This is a genomic window from Rhodococcus coprophilus NBRC 100603 (genome assembly GCF_001895045.1).
In the GTDB taxonomy this organism is placed as follows: domain Bacteria; phylum Actinomycetota; class Actinomycetes; order Mycobacteriales; family Mycobacteriaceae; genus Rhodococcus; species Rhodococcus coprophilus.
In genome coordinates, this window is the sequence record NZ_BDAM01000001.1 from 812,398 (window position 1) to 834,057 (window position 21,660).

A 21,660-nucleotide genomic window follows, 5' to 3' on the forward strand; every position below is an offset into this window, starting at 1 on the left:
CCGCCCGGAGGGACGTTCGTCGCGCACTCGCGACCACTCACCGACCGGATCGGCCGCTCGTCGCGCATATCCGCAGACCAGTTGCGGCACCACGACAAGCGACCGGGACGCGATGCCACCGTTCGCGTCGGTGTCGTCGGGCACGATGGGGCGATGAGCATCCCCACCGCCGGCCTGCGCGACGACGCCGAACATCTTCTCCGCGAACTCGCCGGGCCACAGGCACGCCTGCGCGACGACCAGTGGACCGCGATCGAGGCGCTCGTCGTCCATCGCCGCCGCGCACTGGTGGTCCAGCGCACGGGCTGGGGGAAATCCGCGGTGTACTTCATTTCCGCGAAGCTGCTGCGTGCGCACGGACACGGCCCGACCGTGATCGTCTCTCCCCTGCTGGCGTTGATGCGCAATCAGGTCGCCGCCGCGGAGAAGGCGGGCGTGCGGGCCGCGACCATCAATTCCGGCAACATGACCGAGTGGGACGAAATCCACGAACGAATCCGGTCCGGTGACGTCGACGTCCTCCTCGTCAGTCCCGAGCGGCTCAACAATCCCGACTTCCGCGACCAGGTGCTGCCCGCCCTCGCTCGCGACGCCGGTCTCGTCGTGGTGGACGAGGCGCACTGCGTGTCCGACTGGGGCCACGACTTCCGCCCCGACTACCGCCGCATCCGCACGCTCGTCGCAGACCTCGGCGACGGCGTGCCGGTCCTGGCCACCACCGCGACCGCCAACGACCGGGTCGTCGCCGATGTCGCCGCGCAGTTGGGAGTCGGCGGACCGGTGCAGCCCGACGGCGCCGGGGAAGCGTCGTCGTCGAGCGGGACTCTGGTGTTACGCGGCGGACTGGATCGGCCGTCACTGCACCTGGCGGTCGTGCGCATCGATGAGCCCGCTCGGCGCGCCGCATGGCTCGCTCAGCATCTGAACGAACTGCCGGGCTCGGGAATCGTGTACACGCTGACCGTGTCGGCCGCCCGCGACCTCGCCGCACTGCTCTCCGACCACGGATACGCCGTCGCCGCATACACGGGCCAGACCGACCCGGCCGAACGCGAGCAACTCGAGGCGGACCTGCTCGCCAACCGCGTGAAGGCGCTCGTCGCCACGTCGGCGCTGGGCATGGGGTTCGACAAGCCCGATCTGGGTTTCGTCGTCCATCTCGGGGCACCGTCCTCGCCGATCTCCTATTACCAGCAGGTCGGCCGCGCCGGGCGTTCCACCGATCGTGCGGAGGTCGTGCTTCTCCCCGGCCCCGAGGACCGGCAGATCTGGCAGTGGTTCGCGTCCGTGGCGTTCCCCGAGGAGTCGCTGGTGCGGCGGGTCATCGACGCGCTCGACCACGAGAAGCCACTGTCCACCCAGGCGCTCGAGCCGCGCGTCGACCTCAACCGGTCGCGCCTCGAGATGGTCCTCAAGGTGCTCGACGTGGACGGAGCCGTCCGCCGGGTGAAGGGCGGGTGGATCGGGACGGGGCAACCGTGGGTGTACGACGCCGAGCGGTACGGCCGGCTCGAGCAGGCGCGCACCGCCGAGCAGAACGCGATGATCGAGTACGAACGCACCGCCGAGTGCCGCATGCTGTTCCTTCGCCGCCAGCTCGACGATCCGGAACTCACCGGGGACACTCCGGGGTGCGGACGATGTGACAACTGCACGGGGTCGCGGTGGTCCGACGCCGTGGACGAGCAAGAGGTCGCCCGGACGAAGGCGCGCCTCGAACGACCCGGTGTCGACCTTCCGCCTCGACGGCAGTGGCCGACCGGCATGGCGACACTCGGGGTGAAGCTGTCGGGCCGCATCACCGACGGTCCCGAACCGGGCCGTGTGCTGGGCCGGTTGTCCGACCTGGGCTGGGGTCCCCGCCTTCGTGCGCTCCTCGACGCGCCGGACGGACCGGTCCCCGACGCCGTAGTACAGGCCGCGGTGGCGGTGCTCGCATCGTGGGACTGGGCGCAACGCCCCACCGCGGTCATGGCGGTCGAGTCGCCGACGCATCCGATCCTTACCGCCTCGCTCGCGTCGCGTCTGTCACAACTGGGCCGATTGCAGGATCTAGGTGTATTACGGCGCCGAACGGGGCATCCCCAGGCGACGGCCGCGAATTCGGCATATCGGATCGCCGCGCTCGTCGATGCGTGGGAGACGCCCGACCTCAGCGGAGTGAACGGTCCGATCCTTCTCGTCGATGCGGTGACCGACACCGGTTGGACGCTCACGATGGCGGCGAGGACTCTCGTCGCCGCCGGAGCGGACGCGGTGTTGCCGTTCGCGCTCGCGAGCCCCAAGTAATCGCTACGAGGAGACCAGACGCTACATGTTCGTGACCGGTATCACACCACATGTTCTACCTGCGCGAAGCGCGGACTTTAGCAGTCAGGCTGGGCGAAAAGGGTGAATTCGACATCAAATCTTGTTAAGTTACGAGGACTTATGAAGCCTGTTACGGAAAGTAGTACCCCGTCTGTAGAACCGGCTGAATTGAGTTTCCGGAGCCCGCGTATCGCCGATGGAAAACGGCTGTGGCAGATCGCCCGCGACTCCGAGGTGCTCGATGTCAATTCCGGTTATGCGTATGTGTTGTGGTGCCGTGATTTCGCCGAGTCGTCTGTGGTCGCCACCGACGAGCACGATCGCCCTGTGGGTTTCGTGACCGGATACCTCCGACCCGATTCACCCCAGACGTTGTTCGTGTGGCAGGTCGCCGTCGACGCCGATCAGCGTGGGCGTGGCGTTGCCGGCCGCATGCTGGACACCCTGCTCGACCGGCTCGCCCCGTTCGGCGTGACCCGCCTCGAGACCACTGTGAGTCCCGACAACGCCGCATCGATCGCAATGTTCACGGCGTTGGCGCGTCGCCGTGGAACCCATATCACCCGGAGCGATTTGTTCGCGCCCGACGATTTTCCGGATTCTCACCTGGCCGAGGATCTCTACACGATCGGAGAGTGATCACCCGGGAACCGGGAATCGATCACTTCGAATTTCATATATCGCAGGAGGACCACCACATGACCATCCTGGAACACAAGCCGAGCACCGCGGGCGAGACAGATATCTTCGCGCATCTCGAATCGGAGGTGCGCAGCTACAGCCGCACCTGGCCCACGGTATTCGAGAAAGCCTCCGGATCCTGGCTCCGCAGCGAAAGCGGCAAGGATTACCTCGACTTCTTCGCCGGCGCGGGTGCCCTCAACTACGGGCACAACAATCCGATCCTCAAATCGGCGCTCGTCGACTACATCATGAGCGACGGCATCACCCACGGCCTCGACATGAACACGGTCGCGAAGCGCGAGTTGCTCGAGACCTTCGAGGAGTACGTCCTCGCTCCCCGTGGTCTCGACTACAAGGTGCAGTTCCCCGGCCCCACCGGCACCAACTCGGTCGAGGCTGCGCTCAAGCTCGCTCGCAAGGTCACCGGACGCGAGTCGATCATCAACTTCACCAATGCGTTCCACGGCATGACGCTCGGCGCGCTGTCGGTGACGGGTAACTCCATGAAGCGCGCAGGCGCGGGCGTTCCCCTCGTGCACGCCACGCCGATGCCGTTCGACAACTACTTCAACGGTGTCACCGAGGACTTCCAGTGGTTCTCCCGCGTGCTCGACGACGCCGGCAGCGGCCTCAATCGCCCGGCTGCAGTGATCGTGGAGACGGTTCAGGGCGAAGGCGGCGTCAACATCGCCCGTCCCGAATGGCTTCGCGCCCTTGCCGATCTGTGCAAGGAACGCGACATCCTGCTGATCGTCGACGACGTGCAGATGGGCTGCGGCCGTACCGGCCCGTTCTTCTCCTTCGAGGTCGCCGGTATCACCCCCGACATCGTCACGCTGTCGAAGTCGATCGGCGGTTACGGCCTGCCGCTCGCACTCACGCTGTTCAAGCGCGAACTCGACGTGTGGGGCCCCGGCGAGCACAACGGCACCTTCCGCGGCAACAACCCGGCGTTCGTCACGGCAACCGCCGCCCTCAAGCACTACTGGGCCGACGACAAGCTCCAGCGCGAAACGCTGCGCAAGGGCGAGCGCATCCGGCAGACCTTCATGAACCTGTCCGACATGTTCGACGGGGTCTCCACCCGCGGTCGCGGTCTGGTTCAGGGCCTCGTGTTCGAAACCCACGAGAACGCACAGAAGGTGTGCGCCCTCGCGTTCGAGGAAGGGCTTCTCGCCGAGACGTCGGGCCCCTCCGACGAGGTGGTCAAGCTCCTCCCGCCGCTGACCATCTCCGACGACGAGCTGGAATTCGGACTCAACATCCTCGCCGAAGCGACCGCCAAGGTGCAGGCCTGAGCGCACCCCGCTTTCGTTCCGAGTCGTTCCAACCCTAAGGATTTTCGACACACATGATCGTTCGTACGACAGAAGAGATCACCGGTACCGACCGCGACGTCACGTCCGAGGACGGTAACTGGACCAGCAAGCGGATCGTGCTCGCCGGAGACAAGGTCGGTTTCTCCTTCCACGAGACGACTATTCAGGCGGGAACCGTCAACGAGTTCCACTACGCGAACCACATCGAGGCTGTGTGGCTGGTCGAGGGTGAGGGCACCCTCCAGGACCTCGACAACGACGTGGAGTACGAACTCGGGCCGGGCTCGATGTACCTGCTCAACGGCCACGAACGCCACCGCGTGCTGCCGCGCACGAAGATGCGGATGCTGTGCGTGTTCAATCCTCCGGTGACGGGCCGCGAGGTGCACGACGAGAACGGTGTCTATCCCCTCATCGAAGAACCTGCCTGACACCCTCCGGGGAACCGTCGCGCACGACGCGACCGCGTGACCAACTGCGGGGCGGACGCTTAGAGTCGAACCATGACTTTCGAGCGTTCGCCCCGCATTGCTGTCGGTCCGGCACCGGACGAGCGTCTCGTCAGAGCCGTCACCAACGGCGGCGGAGTGCCGTGCGATCTCGGCGATGCTCCCGACGCCCTCATCTGGACCGACGGCCCCGACTCGTTCCCCGACTCTCTCCCCCTATCGGTGCGCTGGGTCCAGCTACCGGCCGCCGGGGTGGAGCGCTGGCTCTCCGAGGGCATCATCCGCGCCAACCCGCAGGTCACCTGGACCTCGGCGGCGGGCGCGTATTCCGCCGCCGTCGCCGAGCACGCACTCATGCTGCTCCTCGCCGGGGTGCGGTCGCTGCCGGCGCACCTGGCGGCGACCTCGTGGACCCCCGAAGCCTTCTACCCCACACTCGGAACGCTGCGGGGCTCGACCGTCGGCATCATCGGCGCCGGTGGAATCGGACGCGCGCTGATCCCCATGCTCGCGGCCTTGGGCGCTCACGCCCTTGCCGTGACGCGTAGCGGCCGCCCTGTCCCCGGTGCCGTCGAAACCTATCCCGTCGAACGGATCGACGAGATCTGGCCGCTCGCAGACCATTTCGTCGTCGCAGCCCCGTCGACCACGGAAACGGAACAGCTCGTCGGCGCTGCGGAACTCGCCGCCATGAAGCCCACCGCGTGGGTGATCAATGTCGCCCGGGGCCGTCTCGTCGACACCGACGCGCTGGTCGACGCGCTGAGCCAGGGGTCCATTGCAGGGGCGGGGCTCGATGTCACCGACCCCGAGCCGCTCCCCGACGGCCACCCCCTCTGGTCGTTGCCGAACGCGATGATCACTCCTCACGATTCCAACCCGCCGGCGGTGCGCCTCCCCGCCTACGTCGACCACGTGGTCGAGAACGTCACACGGTTCGCGTCCGGGCTCGATCTCGTCGCAGCGATCGACCCGAGCGCCGGGTACTGACCGGTCAGCGTTCGGCACGCTCGGCGTCGCCGCCCGACGCCTCGTCTCGCTCGGCCCACTCGAGCAGAGTATCGAGCGAGAACACGGCGTCGTCGATACCGGCGTGCAGATCCCCGAGCCTCGCGAACCGGTCCGGAACGGTCGCGACGGTGAAGTCCCGGGGGTCGACGTCAAGCACTTCGTCCCACGTGATGGGGGTGGAGACGCGCGCGTCGGCCACGCCACGAATCGAATACGCGCTCGCCAGCGTGTGATCCCGGGCGTTCTGGTTGTAGTCGACGAACACCGCCGACTGATCGCGGTCCTTACGCCACCAGGTCGTCGTGACGTCGCGGGGTGCGCGACGTTCGACCTCCCTGGCAAAGGCATACGCTGCCCGGCGTACGTCGTCGAATCCCCAGCGGGGCTCGATGCGCACGTAGACGTGCAGCCCGCGACCACCCGACGTCTTGGGCCAGCCGACGGCGCCCAGTTCGCCGAGCACTTCCCGCGCCACCCCGGCAACGCGCACCACCCGGTCGAACCCGCAGTCGGGCATCGGGTCCAGGTCGATACGCCATTCGTCGGGACGCTCGACGTCGGCGCGCCGGGAGTTCCACGGATGGAACTCCACCGTGGACATCTGGACCGCCCACACGACATCGGCCACCCGGGTCACGCACAACTCGTCCGCGTCGCGGTTGTAGCGGGGGAAATGCACCCGGACGGTCTCGACCCAGTCCGGCGCTCCATGCGGGAGCCGCTTCTGGTGCACCTTCTCCCCCTCCACCCCGGAAGGGAACCGGTGCAGCATGCACGGCCGGTCCCGCAGCGCTCGCACGATCCCCTCGCCGACGGAATGGTAGTAGCGCGCGACATCGAGCTTCGTCAGCCCGGCCTGAGGGAAGTACACGCGCTCGGGATGTGAGAGCCGCACCGTGTAGCCGTCCACGTCGAGCTCGACGGCCTCCGACGAGTCCTTCCCCATGAGACTCCCTCCTCGCACACCCGCGGGCCGCCGCGTGCGCCCCGCCGAGGTGCAACCATCCTCGCGCGTCGTGCACCACCCCGCATCGTTTTCCGGCGCCGCCGCAGCGCCGCCGCGTTACCGTCGTCGTGTGCTGCTCGAGAGCGTGGTTGAGACATCGGAGGCGGTCGCCGGGACGCGCTCTCGGCGCGCGAAGACCGAAGCCCTCCGCGGCTTGCTCGTCCGCGCCGACCCCACCGAAGTCGAGTCGGTGGTGTCGTGGCTGTCGGGAGAGCTGTCGCAGGGGCGCATCGGCGTCGGGTTCCGCACGCTTGCGGGGCTCGACCCGGCCCCCGCGCCGTCGGCGTCACTCGAGGTTTCCGAGGTTTCCGCGATCCTCGACGCCCTCGCGAACACCACGGGCCGGGGTTCGGCCGCGGCACGACGCGCTCGGCTCGAGGCGTTGTTCTCACGCGCGACCGCGGGAGAACAGCGGTTTCTCGTGCGCCTGCTCGGCGGGGATCTGCGGCAGGGCGCCCTCGAAGGCGTGATGACCGACGCCGTGGCCGCTGCGGCGGGACTGCCGATCGAACCGGTGCGGCGAGCGTTCATGCTCTCCGGCCGGCTCAGCGCGACTGCGGTGGCTGCGTTCGAGGGCGGTCTCGACGCGCTTGCGGCGTTCCGCCTCGAGGTGGGCCGGCCGGTCCGGCCCATGCTGGCCTCCCCCGCGGAATCCCTCGCCTCGGCACTCACCGAGCTCGACGGTGGGGTGAGCGTGGAATACAAACTCGACGGTGCGCGCATCCAGGTGCACCGTGCCGGAGATCAGGTGTGGGTGTTCACTCGCACGCTGCGCGACATCACCGGATCCGTCCCGGAACTGGTGGACCTCGTCGCCGGCCTGCCGTGCACCAGTGTGGTGCTCGACGGGGAAACGCTCGCCCTGACCGATTCCGGGCGTCCACGGCCGTTCCAGGAGACCATGAGCCGCTTCGGCGCACGCAGCGAGCGCGAACTGCTGCTGCATCCGTACTTCTTCGACTGTCTGCATCTCGACGGAGCGGATCTCCTCGACGTTCCCCTCTCCGATCGGCTCACCGCGCTCGACCGTGTCGCCTCCGCACACCGGATACCGGCCGTGGCATCTCCGCTGCCGGACCTCGCCCAGGAGCACCTCGCGGCGTCGCTCGACCACGGGCACGAAGGCGTCATGGTGAAGTCCCTCACGTCCCTCTACAGCGCAGGGCGGCGCGGACGGGCGTGGCAGAAGGTCAAGCCGGAGCACACGCTCGATCTGGTGGTGCTCGGCGCCGAATGGGGTTACGGACGGCGGACCGGGTATCTGTCGAACCTGCACCTGGGGGCGCGCGATCCCGACGGCGGGCCGCCCATCATGGTGGGAAAGACGTTCAAGGGTCTCACCGACGAGTTGTTGCGCTGGCAGACAGGCGAATTCCCTCTCCACGAGTCGCACCGCGACGCGCACACCGTCTATCTCGAGCCGAGACTGGTGGTGGAGATCGAACTCGACGGCGCCCAGGTCAGTACCCGGTACCCCGGCGGCGTGGCACTGCGGTTCGCGCGGGTTCTGCGCTACCGCCCCGACAAATCTGCGGCGGACGCCGACACGATCGACGCGGTGCGCGCGCTGCTCCCCGGCTCCCACGTCCGCAGCGACGGCCTACCGTAGAAGGGGTGATCGACGTTCGACGTTCCCTCGACACGCTGCGGTCCCTGGTGGACGGCAAGCGGGTCGCCGTGCTCACCGGTGCCGGTGTCTCCACCGACTCCGGCATTCCGGACTACCGGGGGCCGGATTCTCCGCCACGGACTCCGATGACGTTCCAGCAGTTCGCCGGCGACCCCGTGTTCCGGCGACGCTACTGGGCACGCAACCACGTCGGCTGGAGGCACATGGACTCCGCGCGGCCGAACCTCGGTCACCGCGCTCTCGCGGCACTCGAACGCGCGGGAAACGTCTCCGGGGTCATCACGCAGAATGTGGATCTGCTCCACACCAAGGCCGGTAGTCGCCGCGTCATCGACCTCCACGGCACCTACGCGCAGGTTCGCTGCCTGGGATGCGAGCACCGCATCTCCCGTTTCACCCTCCACGAACGTCTCACCCTCGCCAACCCGGGCTTCGACGAACGCGCGCGGGTCGCCACCGGTCTGGAAGTGGCGCCCGACGCCGACGCGGTGGTCGCGAACACCGACGATTTCGTGGTGGTGGACTGCGATCGCTGTGGCGGGATGCTCAAACCGGACATCGTGTACTTCGGCGAGATCGTGCCCCGGCCACGTGTGGACGACGGATTCGAAGTGATCGACGACGCACAAGTGCTCGTCGTCGCCGGAAGTTCTCTCACCGTGCAGTCGGGCCTGAGGTTCGTGCGACGCGCGGTCGCGCGCAGCATTCCGGTGGTGATCATCAACCGGGGACCGACGCGCGGCGACACCCTCGCGACCCTCAAGATCGAGGCAGGAACGTCGGAATCGCTGGCGGCGTTGACATCCCGCACTGCCGAGCCGACGCCGAGCGTGTAGCTAGATTCGCACCAGATCGTCCGCGTGCACCACGGGCCGGTGCAGATCTGCGGGCAGGCTCCGGGTCGAGAAGCCGATCATGAAGTCGAGTTCGGTGACGTCGTAGGCCACCACCCCACGGGCAACGGTCCGGCCGTCCGGGGCCACGAGTGCCACCACGTCGCCGGCGTGGAAGTTGCCGCTGGTTCCGGTGATGCCGGCGGGAAGCAGCGACCTGCGGCGGTCGACGACCGCGCGGACGGCTCCCTCGTCGAGATGCAGTGCCCCGTGGGTGTCGGCGGCGTGCCGGACCCAGAACAGTCGCGCCGACAACCGGTCGGGTCGCGGCGAGAAGGCCGTCCCGACGTCGGCTGTGGTCAGCGCTCTGGCGGCATCCGATGCTGCGGCGAGAAGCACCGGGACCCCCGAGTCCGCGGCGAGTCGTGCCGCCGAAAGCTTCGATGCCATTCCCCCGGTGCCGAGGGCACCGCCCGACCCGGCGACCACACCGTCGAGATCCTCGGGGCTGGTGACCTCCGGAATGAAATGGGCCGCACCCTTGCGCGGGTCGCCGTCGTACAGGCCGTCGACGTCCGACAGCAGGATCAAGGCCTCCGCGCCCACGAGATGCGCGACGAGGGCTGCGAGCCGGTCGTTGTCACCGAACCGCAGTTCCGCCGTCGCGACGGTGTCGTTCTCGTTGACGACCGGCACGGCGCCGAGCGACCGCAGGCGGTCGAGGGTGCGCTGTGCGTTGCGGTGCTGGATGCGCCGAGCGATGTCGTCGGCGGTGAGCAGCACCTGGCCGACGGCCCGGTCGTACCGGGCGAAGGAGGTGCCCCACGCGTGGGCGAGTGCGAGTTGCCCGACGCTGGCAGCCGCCTGCTTGGTGGCGAGGTCGCGGGGCCGTGTGGTGAGCCCCAGCGGTGCGAGACCCGCACCGACGGCGCCCGACGACACCACGACCACGCTCGATCCCGCCTGCATCCGCGATTCGATCGCGTCGGCCAGGCGGTCGAGCCGGCCACGGTCGAGTCCGCCCACCAGACTGGTGATCGCGGACGACCCGATCTTGACCACTACGCTGCGCGCGTCGGAGATGACCTCTCGCGTGTCGCTCACAACACTCCTCGGAAGGCTAGGAATCAGAAGTCGTCGTCGGATGCGAGACCGCGACGGACCTTCTTGGCATGCCGGCGCTCTTCGGCACCGACGCGATCGACCTGATCCAGTCGGGCATCGGTACCACGGCCGGTACGAACGACGTCGACACCGGCGGCGGTCTGCGGCTCCCAGTCGAAGCTGACGTCGCCGATGGTGACGGAGGCTCCGGGCTCGGCACCCATCTTGACGAGCTTGTCCTCGACACCGAGGCGTGCCAGCCGGTCGGCGAGGTAGCCGACAGCTTCGTCGTTGTCGAAGGCCGTCTGGCGTACCCAGCGTTCAGGGCGCTCGCCCCGCACGATGAACCCACCGGGCACGTCCGGATCGGCGACGACCGAGAAACCGCTCTCGTTCCGCGCGACCGGGCGGATCACCGGACGGGTGGGCTCGGCAGGCGGGTGAGCCGCCCGGTACTCCTCGACCATCTTCGCGAGCGCGAACGTCAGCGGACGCAGACCCTCGTGGGTCACCGCGGAGACGGTGAACACCGGCCAACCGCGCTTCTCGAATTCGGGTAACACGAACTCGGCGAGTTCGGCAGCGTCGGGGACGTCCGCCTTGTTCAGAACGACGATGCGGGGCCGGTCCGCGAGGTCCCCGAGACTGTTGTCACCCGACAGCGCAGGCTGATACGCGGCGAGCTCGGCTTCGAGCGCGTCGACGTCGGAGATCGGGTCACGGCCCGGATCGAGGGTCGCGCAGTCGACGACGTGTGCGAGCACGGCGCAGCGCTCGATGTGCCGGAGGAAGTCGAGGCCGAGTCCGCGGCCCTGGCTCGCGCCGGGAATCAGGCCGGGCACGTCGGCGACGGTGAATGTGGTGTCGCCGGACTGGACCACGCCGAGGTTCGGGACAAGCGTGGTGAACGGGTAATCGGCGATCTTGGGCTTGGCCGCGGACAGCACCGAGACGAGCGACGATTTGCCTGCGGACGGGAAACCGACCAGGCCGACGTCCGCGACGGACTTCAGTTCCAGGACAAGTTCGCGTTCCTCGCCTTCCTCGCCGAGCAACGCGAAACCGGGGGCCTTGCGGGCCTTGGACGCGAGGGAGGCGTTGCCGAGCCCACCACGTCCGCCCTGCGCAGCGACGAACCTGGTGCCGATGCCGACGAGGTCGGCGAGCACGTTGCCTTCGGTGTCGAGGACGACGGTGCCGTCCGGGACCTCGAGCACCAGGTCGTTGCCGTTGGCGCCACTGCGGTTGCCACCGGCACCCTGGGTGCCGTTGGTGGCCTTCGCGTGCTGGTGGAAGTGGAAGTCGAGCAGCGTGTGAACGTTGCCGCCCACCTCGAGGATGACGTCGCCGCCGTTACCTCCGTTGCCGCCGTCCGGTCCGCCGAGGGGCTTGAACTTCTCACGATGGACGGAGGCGCAACCGTTGCCACCCTTGCCGGCGCTGACGTGCAGCACGACCCGGTCGATGAAGCGGGACATGGATGTACCTCTTTCCGTCCGAGAACTTTCGAAGCTTCCCGATATCTACTGGCGAACTTGCTGTGTGAAAACCAACAAGGGCGGGACAGGGTGTGTGCGACCCTGGCCCGCCCCAGATGGGTGTCTAGCGCGAGGAATCAACCTCGCAGTGTCCTGTTCGGACGGCAGATCAGGCGTCTGCCGCGACCGGGACGATGTTGACCGTCTTGCGTCCACGCTTGGTGCCGAACGTGACAGCACCCGCCTCGAGGGCGAACAGCGTGTCGTCGCCACCGCGTCCGACGTTCACGCCGGGGTGGAAGTGGGTGCCACGCTGACGCACCAGGATCTCACCGGCGCTGACGGACTGGCCGCCGAAACGCTTGACGCCGAGGCGCTGGGCGTTCGAATCGCGACCGTTACGGGAGCTTGATGCACCCTTCTTGTGTGCCATGACGAACCCTCCTGGGGGTTGAAGCTCGAAGCTCGAGTTACTTGATGCCGGTGACCTTGACGACCGTCAGCTTCTGACGGTGGCCCTGGCGCTTGTGGTACCCGGTCTTGTTCTTGAACTTGTGGATATGGATCTTCGGGCCCTTGGTTTGCTCGACGATCTCGGCGGTGACCGAAACCTTCGCCAGCTTGTCGGCGTCGGTGGTCAGCTCGGATCCGTCGACGACGAGGACCGGAGCAAGCGAGACAGCAGCGCCGGGCTCACCCTCGATCTTCTCGACCTTGACGAGGTCGCCTTCAGCGACCTTGTACTGCTTACCGCCGGTCTTGACGATCGCGTACGTTGCCATCGGACGGCTACCCCTTGCTTCTTCGAACGTGCTCGCGCCACAGTCTTGCGGTCGCGACTGGTCTGTATGGTGCTTACTCGGTCCCGCCGCCATCCCGTATCCAGGCGCGGCTGGGCAGTATCGCCGAGTAGCGACTGAACAAGATTACGGGAAAGTGGCGGCCAGGGTCAAACCGGGTCGAGGTCCCCGGACCGGCACCATCCGGCCCGGGGAACCCGGTCATGCTTCTGCGTCCACGGGCGGACCCGCGGGGCGACCCGCAGCCCGCCGTGAGCGCGTTCGACGGACCACCTTGACGGGCGGCTCGTCGGTGCTCGTGGGTGCCTCGTCGGGCGCGGAGACCGAGGCGGACTCCGGCGCCGGGTCGGCGGTCGGAGCCGGCAGCACGAAGACCGTTGCTGCTGCCTCCGGGTCGCCGGCAGGAGCTGCCGCCCGAGCCACCCGGCGTGCGCGCCGACGACGGGGAGCGGGCTCCGCCTCGGGTTCCGCTGCGGAAACCTTCTCCGGCTCAACACTCTTCGGAGCTTCGGCCGCCACGGCAGCCTCGGCGGCTGCAACCTCCTCGGCGACCTCCTCCGCCTCGTCGGCAGCGGTGGTGACCGTGGTCGCGTCCTCGCCGGTGCCCGAATCCGTCCGGGCACTTTCGGCGATCCGCTCGGGGTCGGCCGCGCGCAACGGTTCGGAGATCTTGACCGGATCGGCTTGCTCGACGGCCGGGGTCTTCGCCTCGGCTGCGTCTTCGTCCGCAGTCGTCACGGACTCCGCAACAGATGTTGCGGCACCGTCCACGACAACACCGTCGGCGGCCCCGGTGACCGGAGTCTCGTCCGACCCGGAAACCGAGTCCGCGGACTCAGGCTCGTCGTGCTCCGGATGGTGCGAAGCCATGGCCAACGCGACCGGATGCGCGGCCCGCCGGGCCAGTTCCTCGTGGGAGGGCGCCGCTGCCGCGGGCTCTTCCACGACCTCGGGAGCCGGCTCCGGAGCACTCTTGTCACGACCCCGCTTGCGCCGCGATCCACCGCTCTGCGAACGCGAGGACTCTTCCTGCGGCTTCGATTCGATCGGTTCCGAATGCACGATGATGCCGCGGCCGTTGCAATGCTCACACGTGGTGGAGAACGCCTCGACGAGACCGGTGCCCAGTCGCTTGCGCGTCATCTGCACCAAACCCAGCGAGGTGACTTCCGACACCTGGTGGCGGGTACGGTCCCGGCCCAGGGCTTCGGTGAGCCGGCGCAGCACGAGGTCGCGGTTCGACTCGAGCACCATGTCGATGAAGTCGACCACGATCATGCCGCCGATGTCGCGCAACCGCATCTGGCGAACGATTTCCTCCGCCGCCTCGATGTTGTTACGGGTGACGGTCTCCTCGAGGTTGCCGCCCGACCCGGTGAACTTGCCGGTGTTGACGTCGACGACCGTCATCGCCTCGGTCCGGTCGATCACGAGCGTTCCGCCCGAGGGCAACCACACCTTGCGATCGAGTGCCTTTGCCAACTGCTCGTCGATCCGGTACGCGCCGAACACGTCCACCGAATTGTTGGAGCGGTATCGCTCCACACGAGGCAGAAGATCAGGTGCAACGGTCCGGATGTAGGACTCGACGGTGTCCCACGCGTTGTCGCCTTCGATGACCAGCTTCGAGAAATCCTCGTTGAACAGGTCGCGGACGACCTTCACGAGAAGATCGGGCTCCTCGTACAGCGCCTTGGGATGCCCGGAGGCCTCCGCCTGCACCTTGTCGGCCTGCGCGCTGATCGTCTCCCACTGCGTCTGCAGACGGGTGACGTCGTGGGCCAGTTCGTCCTCGCTGACACCTTCCGCGGCGGTCCGGATGATCACCCCGGCCTCGGACGGAACGATCTCCCGGAGGATGTCCTTGAGCCGCTTGCGCTCGGTGTCCGGCAGTTTCCGGCTGATGCCGGTCGACGAGCCACCCGGGACGTACACCAGGAAGCGGCCCGCCAGGCTGATCTGCGTGGTCAGTCGCGCGCCCTTGTGACCGACGGGGTCCTTGCTGACCTGGACGACCACCATGTCACCGGGCTTGAGTGCCTGCTCGATCTTGCGGGAGTTTCCTCCCAGACCCGCGGCCTCCCAGTTGACCTCACCTGCGTACAGCACACCGTTGCGGCCTCGGCCGATATCGATGAACGCGGCTTCCATCGACGGCAGCACGTTCTGCACGCGGCCGAGATAGATGTTGCCGACCATCGACGCGGACCCGGAGGTCGTGACGAAGTGCTCGACGAGAATGCCGTCTTCGAGCACGGCGACCTGTGTCATCCCCGCGTGCGCACCCGAGGTGCGCTCGCGGACGACCATCACCCGGTCGACGGATTCCCGGCGTGCCAGGAACTCCGATTCGGTGAGGATCGGGGGGCGGCGACGGCCGGCCTCGCGACCGTCCCGGCGACGCTGCCTCTTGGCCTCGAGTCGCGTCGAGCCACTGATGCCCTGCACCTCGTCCTTGACGCGGGCCTTCGGTCGCGGCTCGCGCTCGTGCACGACGGTGGGTACAGCATCGTCGTCGCTGGAGGTGTCGGTGTCGGAGTCGGCCGATCCACGGCGACGACGCCGCCGGCGGCGGCGGCGCGAGGTGCCGTCGCTCTGCTCGTCGTCGTCCGCATTCTCGTCGTCGGAGCCGGCCTGCTCGGCCTTGGTCCGATCCGGCGACTCCTCGTCGGCCGGGGGCGCCGCCTTGTCGCTGCGCTCGTCGCCGGAATCGGCGGCGGGGACGGCGTCGCTCTTGTCGTCCTTGGCAGTCTTCTCGTCGTGCTCCGCCGACTCATCGTGCTGGTCGGTGTCGCCGCTGTCGCCGCGCCCTCGGCCCCTACCGCGACGGCCGCGACGGCGACGGCGAGGATGCTCGTCCTGGTCGTCGTCCGACCCCTGGCCGGAGGTGCCTTCGGTGCCCGCTTCGCGGCTCGGCGTTTCGTCGGCCTGCTCGGCCTGAACGTCGGCGTCCCCCGACTTCTCGGAGGACTTGTCGACGGTCTTCTCGGTCGGCTTGTCGGCGGTCTTCTCGGCTGTCTTTTCGACGGTCTGCTCGTCGGCGTCCTTGGCGGCGGCTCCGCGACGTGCCCGGCGCCGGCGCGGACGCACCGGCTCCTCGTCCGCGTCATCGTCGGGCGTGGGAACGACCGGCTGCAGGAACAGCGGGGCCGCGACGGCATCGGCCGCGACCGGTTCCGGGGACGTGAACAACGGAGTGTGCTGCTCCGGCGAGGTGAACAGACCGGTGGGTCCACCGACCGAAGTCTCCTGGACGGCCTCGCGCTCGGTGGTGAGAGCGTGCTCTTCGGCCGGTTCGGCCTCGGGTGCCTCGGCCGGGCTGTCCGTGCGTGCCTCCGGTGCCACCGGCGTGGCAGCAGCGTCCGGCGCTGTGCTCAGTGCGGCATACACCTCTTGGGCGACGTCTCTGTGCAGCGTGGCGTGCGCGCTGCTCAGCTGCGTTCCCAGCTCGGTGGCTTTCGCGATCACCTGCTTGCTGGTCAGTCCCAGCATCTTGGCGAGCGCGTGCACGCGAATTTTCGCGGGCAGGCTCGGTGCCTCGGCGTCGTCGGCGACGACGTCCGCGGACTCGATGGAATTGTTCTCCGGCGGCTCTTGATCGGCCACGTAAGTCTCCTAAGCCCCCGGGCGCGTCCATCACCGACTCGTGCGATGTGAGCGGCCACGCGAGGGCGCTGCTTGTATGCCCGCGCCTGGGGCGCGAGTTCATCCGGTCTCGCATCACGCGGTCGTCCGGTGCCCGTTTTCACTGCACGGCCGAGCGATGCCTGGCTTGATCGCGGTTCGAGCGCCGGAACATCCAGCATGTCGCGGAGCGAGGTGGTTCCTTCGTCCTCTGCCACAGCGATGTCGGGCATCGATCCGTGATGTCGTTCGGTCGCCCCGGACGGGTTTCGTACGGTGCAACCTTCCCCAGTATCCCACACAGGTGTGCGCGGATACGCCAACGGCGCCCCGCGGGGCGCCGTCGGTCGATCTCCGAAGCTCGATTCGTGTGGTCGCGGGCGATTGCCGCAACGCACCGGCGGCGGCCGAACGACCACCGCCCGTTCATGGGCTACTTGCCTGCCAGGGCCGGGAACCAGAGTGCGATCTCACGCTCTGCCGACTCCACCGAGTCGGAGCCGTGAACGAGGTTCTCGCCCGGATCGAGACCGAGGTCGCCGCGGATCGAGCCGGGCACCGCCTTCTCCACCGGATCGGTTCCGCCGGCGAGCTGACGGAACGCCGCGATTGCGCGCGGGCCCTCGAGCACCGCGGCCACGAGGGGTCCGCCGGTGATGAACTCGATCAGCGAGTCGTAGAAGGGCTTGCCCTCGTGCTCCGCATAGTGGGCCCCCGCGACCTCGACAGGGGCGACACGCAGCTCGAGAGCCACGATGTCCAGTCCCTTGCGCTCGATGCGCGACAGGATTTCTCCGACGTGACGGCGGGCAACGCCGTCGGGCTTGATCAGTACCAGGGTGCGCTCAGTCACGCAACAAGCGTAGAGGTCAGCCACGCTGGCCCGGAAGCAGACCCCTCGATTCGCGATCCTTGATGTCTTTCCGCAGGTAGAGCAGGTAGGCCCAGACGACCGCGAAAAGCACGCCGACCGCACCCAGCGCGAGGTCGATTATGAAGCCGAGGAGAACGAGGGCCTGCAGTGTGAGGTTGAACGGGATCGCCCACGAGCGTCCCTGTACCCCCGCCCCGAGGATCATCGCTACGGCGAGACCGACGACGTACCCGCCGGACCATACGGTCAGGCCGCCACCGAGCGTCGCGATCACCGGGAGCACCAGCAACACCACGATCGCTTCGAGGACGAGGGTCCCGGCCATCACGCCGCGGAAACCCTTCCATGGATCCCTGGTCGGCGGTCCGAACTCCGGTTCCGCAGGGTTCTGGTTGGTCACGCGGGTTCCTTTCCGAACAAACTACGGGCGGCGCCCGCGGTCACCACCGAGCCGGTCACCACGACGCCCGCACCCGATACTGCCTCACCGGGCTCGCCGACTTCCTCGGCGATCGCGATCGCGGTCTCGATGGCGTCCGGGAGCGTCTCCGCGGTCACGACACGTTCGTCGCCGAACCGCGCGACGGCGATATCGGCGAGTCGTTCGACGTCCATGGCGCGGGGCGACCCGTTGTGGGTAACGACGATCTCGTCGAAGACCGGCTCGAGCGCCTCGATGAGCCCTGCCACATCCTTGTCCGCCATCACGCTGACGACGCCGACGAGCTTGCGGAAGTCGAACTCGTCGGCGAGCGCGGCGGCGAGCGCCTTCGCGCCGTGCGGATTGTGTGCCGCATCGAGGAAGACGGTCGGCGCGTTCCGGACGCGCTCGAGGCGACCGGGATTGACCACCGAGGCGAATGCTTCGCGTACGGCGTCCACGTCGAGTTGCTTCTGCGGGCCGGCGCCGAAGAACGCTTCCACGGCTGCCAGCGCCACCACGGCGTTGTGAGCCTGATGCTCACCGTGGAGCGGCAGGAAGATGTCGGTGTACACGCCACCGAGTCCTTGGAGGTCGAGTTGCTGCCCTCCCACCGCCACGGCACGGCGCACGACCGAGAATTCCGACCCTTCGCGCGCGACGGCGGCGTCGGCTTCGACGGACTGCCGTAGCAGGACCTCCATGGCCTCAGGCTCCTGCTGCGCGATCACGGCCACCGTGTCGCGTGGGACGAGATCGTCGCCCCGGGCCTTCTTGATGATCCCGGCCTTCTCCCCCGCTATCTCGGTGAGCGTCTCACCGAGATAGCCGGTGTGGTCGATCCCGATCGGGGTGATCACAGCGACCTGGCCGGTGACCACGTTGGTGGCGTCCCAGCGCCCCCCGAGGCCCACTTCGACGACCGCGACGTCGACAGGCGCGTCCGCGAACGCCGCGAACGCCATCGCGGTGGTCACCTCGAACTTGCTCATCTTCGGCCCGCCCGCGGCCTCGGACTGCTCGTCGACCATGCGCACGTAGGGCTCGATGTCGCGGTAGGTGTCGACGTAGGTTCGCGGCGACACCGGTGCGCCGTCGATGCTGATGCGCTCGGTCGCGAGCTGCAGATGCGGGCTGGTGGTGCGGCCCACGCGGTGGTGCATCCGGGTCAGGAGCGCGTCGATCATCCGGGTCACGGAGGTCTTGCCGTTGGTGCCCGCCACGTGGATCGCCGGGTAGTTGTTCTGCGGCGAGCCCAGGATGTCCATCAGTGCCGCGATACGCGCGAGCGACGGTTCGATCTTGGTCTCCGGCCAGCGTTGGTCGAGTTCCGCCTCGACCAGCGCCAGTTCGGCGACATCGACCGGGGACGATCCCCCGGGATTACCGGGATTGTCGGTGGTCACGCCTGGCCCAACTCCTTCAGACGCGCGTCGATGCGGGCGATCTCTTCTTCGGCGACCTGCTTGCGCGTTCGGATCTTCGCCACCACCGGCTCGGGTGCCTTCGCGAGGAACGCATCGTTGGACAGCTTGCCGGACGTGGCCGCGAGATCCTTCTCGGCCGCCGCGAGATCCTTGCGCAGGCGTGCGATCTCGGCTCCGATGTCGATGGTGCCCGAGGTGTCGAGCTCGACGATGACGGTGGCACGGGTCAGGCGCACCTCGATGGACGCGGTCGCCGAGAAGCCGTCCTCCGGGTCGGTGAGACGCGCGAGCGAACGCACCGCCGGAACCTGGGCGACGAGATCTGCGTCCTCGATGCCCGCGAGCCGCGCCGCGACCTTCTGCGACGGCTTGAGGCCCTGGTCGCTGCGGAACCTGCGGATCTCGGTGACGAGCTTCTGCATGTCCTCGACCCGGCGCAGGGCGTCGTCGTCGGCGGGCACACCGCTTGCAACCGGCCAGGACGCGACCACCAGCGACTCGCCACCGGTGAGCACCTTCCAGAGCGTTTCGGTGACGAACGGGATGACCGGGTGCAGCATCCGGAGCAACTGGTCGAGCACGGTGCCGAGCACGGCCTTGGTGTTCGCGGCCCGGACGTCACCTTCCGCGAACTGCACCTTGGCGAGTTCGAGGTACCAGTCGCACACCTCGTCCCACGCGAAGTGGTACAGCGCCTCGCACGCCTTGGAGAATTCGAACTTCTCGAAGGCCTCGTCGACCTCGGCGCGTACCTGGTCGAGCCGGTCGAGGATCCACCGGTCGGCGTCGGTGAGGTCGCCGCGCGCCGGGATCTCGCTCACCACAGCGCCGTTCATCAGCGCGAACTTGGTGGCGTTGAACAGCTTGTTCGCGAAGTTCCGGGACGACTGCGCGTGGTCCTCGCCGACGGACAGGTCGGCACCGGGGTTCGCGCCGCGCGCGAGTGTGAAGCGAAGCGCATCCGCACCGAAACGGTCGACCCAGTCGAGCGGATCGATGCCGTTGCCGCGCGACTTGGACATCTTCTTGCCGTGCTGGTCGCGGACGAGCCCGTGCAGGAACAGATCCTTGAACGGCACCTTGCCCCCGCCGATCGCCTCGTCGCCGGCGACGTACGTGCCGAACATCATCATGCGGGCGACCCAGAAGAACAGGATGTCGTAACCGGTGACGAGAACACTGGTGGGATAGAACTTTTCGAGTTCCGGGGTCTTGTCGGGCCAGCCCATCGTCGAGAACGGCCACAGGCCGGAGGAGAACCATGTGTCGAGCACATCGGGGTCCTGCTCCCAGCCTTCGGGCGCGGTCTCGTCGGGGCCGAAGCACTGCACCTGCCCCTCGGGGCCGTACCAGATCGGGATGCGGTGACCCCACCACAACTGCCGCGAGATGCACCAGTCGTGCATGTTGTCGACCCACGCGAACCAGCGCGGTTCCTGGCTCTTGGGGTGAATGACCATGTCGCCGTTGCGCACTGCGTCACCGGCCGCTTCGGCGAGCTTGTCGACCTTGACCCACCACTGCATCGACAGACGAGGCTCGATCGTCTCGCCGGACCGCTCCGAGTGGCCGACGCTGTGGACGTACGGACGCTTCTCGGCGACGACGCGGCCCTGCTCGGCGAGTTCCTCACGAATCTTGACGCGCGCCTCGAACCGGTCCATGCCGTCGAAACGCGTTCCGCTGTCCGCGATCTTGCCCGTCTTGTCCATGATCGTGGGCATCGGAAGGTTATGCCGCAGACCCATCTCGAAGTCGTTGGGGTCGTGCGCGGGGGTGATCTTCACCGCTCCGGTTCCGAACTCCGGATCGACGTAGTCGTCGGCGATCACAGGGATCTGCCGTCCGGTGATGGGGTGGTAGATCGTCGTTCCCACGAGGTGCTTGTAGCGCTCGTCCTCGGGGTGCACTGCGACAGCGGTGTCACCGAGCATCGTCTCGACACGGGTGGTCGCGACGATGACGTGCGGCTCGGAGTCGTCGAGGGAGCCGTAGCGCAGCGACACGAGCTCGCCTTCGACCTCCTCGAACTTGACCTCGATGTCGGAGATCGCGGTCTGGAGCACCGGCGACCAGTTGACCAACCGCTCGGCGCGGTAGATCAAGCCGTCGTCGTACATGCGCTTGAAGATCGTCTGCACGGCGCGGGAGAGGCCCTCGTCCATCGTGAAGCGGTCGCGCGACCAGTCGACGCCGTCACCGATCCGACGCATCTGGCCCTGGATGGTTCCGCCGGACTCACGTTTCCAGTCCCACACCTTCTCGACGAACCGCTCGCGGCCGAAGTCTTCCTTCGTCTTGCCGTCGGCGGCGAGTTGCTTTTCCACCACGGTCTGGGTCGCGATGCCCGCGTGGTCCATTCCGGGGAGCCAGAGCACCTCCGAGCCCTGCATGCGCTTGCGGCGGGTCAGCGCATCCATCAGCGTGTGATCGAGTGCGTGCCCCATGTGCAGGCTGCCCGTGACGTTGGGCGGCGGCAGCACGATGGAGTAGCCCGGCTTGTCGCTTGCCGGATCCGCCTCGAAGTAACCGGCGTCCACCCACCCCTGATAGAGCTCGGCCTCGACAGCGCTGGGGTCCCAGCTCTTGGGGAGGGCATCTGCGGGATTCTGGGGGTTCTCTGGCGCACTGGTCACCAGCCAATCGTAAGCGTCGAGCACAAACCGGCTGGACACGGCCCGTCCGCCGCC

Annotated in this window: 17 protein-coding genes; 7 read left to right on the top strand and 10 right to left on the bottom strand. The window is 67.8% G+C overall.

Features of this window, described 5'->3' with window-relative positions; translation table 11 throughout:
- The first annotated feature begins 153 nt into the window (after window positions 1-153).
- From RDCOP1_RS03715 to RDCOP1_RS03735, 5 genes are all read left to right on the top strand, one after another.
- On the top strand, window positions 154-2,289 hold the full coding sequence (locus RDCOP1_RS03715) for a RecQ family ATP-dependent DNA helicase (protein ID WP_072698666.1): 2,136 nt from the start codon (window positions 154-156) through the stop codon (window positions 2,287-2,289).
- Window positions 2,290-2,430: 141 nt separating this feature from the next.
- Window positions 2,431-2,949 (top strand): diaminobutyrate acetyltransferase, encoded by a 519-nt coding sequence (gene ectA, locus RDCOP1_RS03720; protein ID WP_072698667.1) that lies wholly within the window; start codon window positions 2,431-2,433, stop codon window positions 2,947-2,949.
- Window positions 2,950-3,008: 59 nt separating this feature from the next.
- Window positions 3,009-4,292: a diaminobutyrate--2-oxoglutarate transaminase gene (ectB, locus tag RDCOP1_RS03725; protein ID WP_072698894.1), complete on the top strand. Its 1,284-nt coding sequence runs from the start codon at window positions 3,009-3,011 to the stop codon at window positions 4,290-4,292.
- 53 nt (window positions 4,293-4,345) lie between these two features.
- Complete coding sequence (locus RDCOP1_RS03730) at window positions 4,346-4,744, top strand: ectoine synthase (RefSeq protein ID WP_072698668.1); 399 nt, start codon at window positions 4,346-4,348, stop codon at window positions 4,742-4,744.
- Window positions 4,745-4,816: 72 nt separating this feature from the next.
- On the top strand, window positions 4,817-5,752 hold the full coding sequence (locus tag RDCOP1_RS03735) for a D-isomer specific 2-hydroxyacid dehydrogenase family protein (protein WP_072698669.1): 936 nt from the start codon (window positions 4,817-4,819) through the stop codon (window positions 5,750-5,752).
- 4 nt (window positions 5,753-5,756) lie between these two features.
- Here RDCOP1_RS03735 and ligD read toward each other — a convergent pair whose 3' ends face one another.
- On the bottom strand, window positions 5,757-6,719 hold the full coding sequence (ligD, locus tag RDCOP1_RS03740) for a non-homologous end-joining DNA ligase (protein WP_072698670.1): 963 nt from the start codon (window positions 6,717-6,719) through the stop codon (window positions 5,757-5,759).
- A gap of 130 nt (window positions 6,720-6,849) precedes the next feature.
- On the opposite strand from ligD, the gene RDCOP1_RS03745 reads away from it, so the two are divergent.
- Together RDCOP1_RS03745 and RDCOP1_RS03750 are read left to right on the top strand one after the other, a co-directional pair.
- Window positions 6,850-8,388, top strand: a complete 1,539-nt coding sequence (locus RDCOP1_RS03745; RefSeq protein ID WP_072698671.1) for an ATP-dependent DNA ligase — start codon at window positions 6,850-6,852, stop codon at window positions 8,386-8,388.
- Window positions 8,389-8,393: 5 nt separating this feature from the next.
- Window positions 8,394-9,245 (top strand): Sir2 family NAD-dependent protein deacetylase, encoded by an 852-nt coding sequence (locus tag RDCOP1_RS03750; RefSeq protein ID WP_072698672.1) that lies wholly within the window; start codon window positions 8,394-8,396, stop codon window positions 9,243-9,245.
- Here RDCOP1_RS03750 and proB read toward each other — a convergent pair whose 3' ends face one another.
- The 9 genes from proB to RDCOP1_RS03795 form a co-directional block, all read right to left on the bottom strand.
- A complete protein-coding gene (gene proB, locus RDCOP1_RS03755; protein ID WP_072698673.1) occupies window positions 9,246-10,346 on the bottom strand; it encodes a glutamate 5-kinase in 1,101 nt (366 codons plus the stop codon).
- 23 nt (window positions 10,347-10,369) lie between these two features.
- Window positions 10,370-11,824, bottom strand: coding sequence for a GTPase ObgE (gene obgE / locus RDCOP1_RS03760; RefSeq protein WP_072698674.1), 1,455 nt, complete (start codon window positions 11,822-11,824; stop codon window positions 10,370-10,372).
- A gap of 169 nt (window positions 11,825-11,993) precedes the next feature.
- On the bottom strand, window positions 11,994-12,257 hold the full coding sequence (rpmA, locus tag RDCOP1_RS03765) for a 50S ribosomal protein L27 (RefSeq protein WP_072698675.1): 264 nt from the start codon (window positions 12,255-12,257) through the stop codon (window positions 11,994-11,996).
- A gap of 37 nt (window positions 12,258-12,294) precedes the next feature.
- Window positions 12,295-12,606, bottom strand: a complete 312-nt coding sequence (gene rplU / locus RDCOP1_RS03770) for a 50S ribosomal protein L21 (protein WP_072698676.1) — start codon at window positions 12,604-12,606, stop codon at window positions 12,295-12,297.
- 219 nt (window positions 12,607-12,825) lie between these two features.
- A complete protein-coding gene (locus RDCOP1_RS03775) occupies window positions 12,826-16,230 on the bottom strand; it encodes a translation initiation factor IF-2 N-terminal domain-containing protein (RefSeq protein ID WP_072698677.1) in 3,405 nt (1,134 codons plus the stop codon).
- A 451-nt stretch (window positions 16,231-16,681) separates the two neighbouring features.
- Window positions 16,682-17,101, bottom strand: a complete 420-nt coding sequence (ndk, locus tag RDCOP1_RS03780) for a nucleoside-diphosphate kinase (protein ID WP_072698895.1) — start codon at window positions 17,099-17,101, stop codon at window positions 16,682-16,684.
- Between the two features lie 16 nt (window positions 17,102-17,117).
- Window positions 17,118-17,447, bottom strand: a complete 330-nt coding sequence (locus tag RDCOP1_RS03785) for a DUF4233 domain-containing protein (RefSeq protein ID WP_084722397.1) — start codon at window positions 17,445-17,447, stop codon at window positions 17,118-17,120.
- Between the two features lie 71 nt (window positions 17,448-17,518).
- Window positions 17,519-18,949, bottom strand: a complete 1,431-nt coding sequence (gene folC / locus RDCOP1_RS03790; protein WP_072698679.1) for a bifunctional tetrahydrofolate synthase/dihydrofolate synthase — start codon at window positions 18,947-18,949, stop codon at window positions 17,519-17,521.
- Window positions 18,946-21,609, bottom strand: coding sequence for a valine--tRNA ligase (locus RDCOP1_RS03795; protein WP_174555764.1), 2,664 nt, complete (start codon window positions 21,607-21,609; stop codon window positions 18,946-18,948). Before RDCOP1_RS03795 ends, folC begins: the two co-directional genes overlap by 4 nt.
- Window positions 21,610-21,660: the final 51 nt, after the last annotated feature.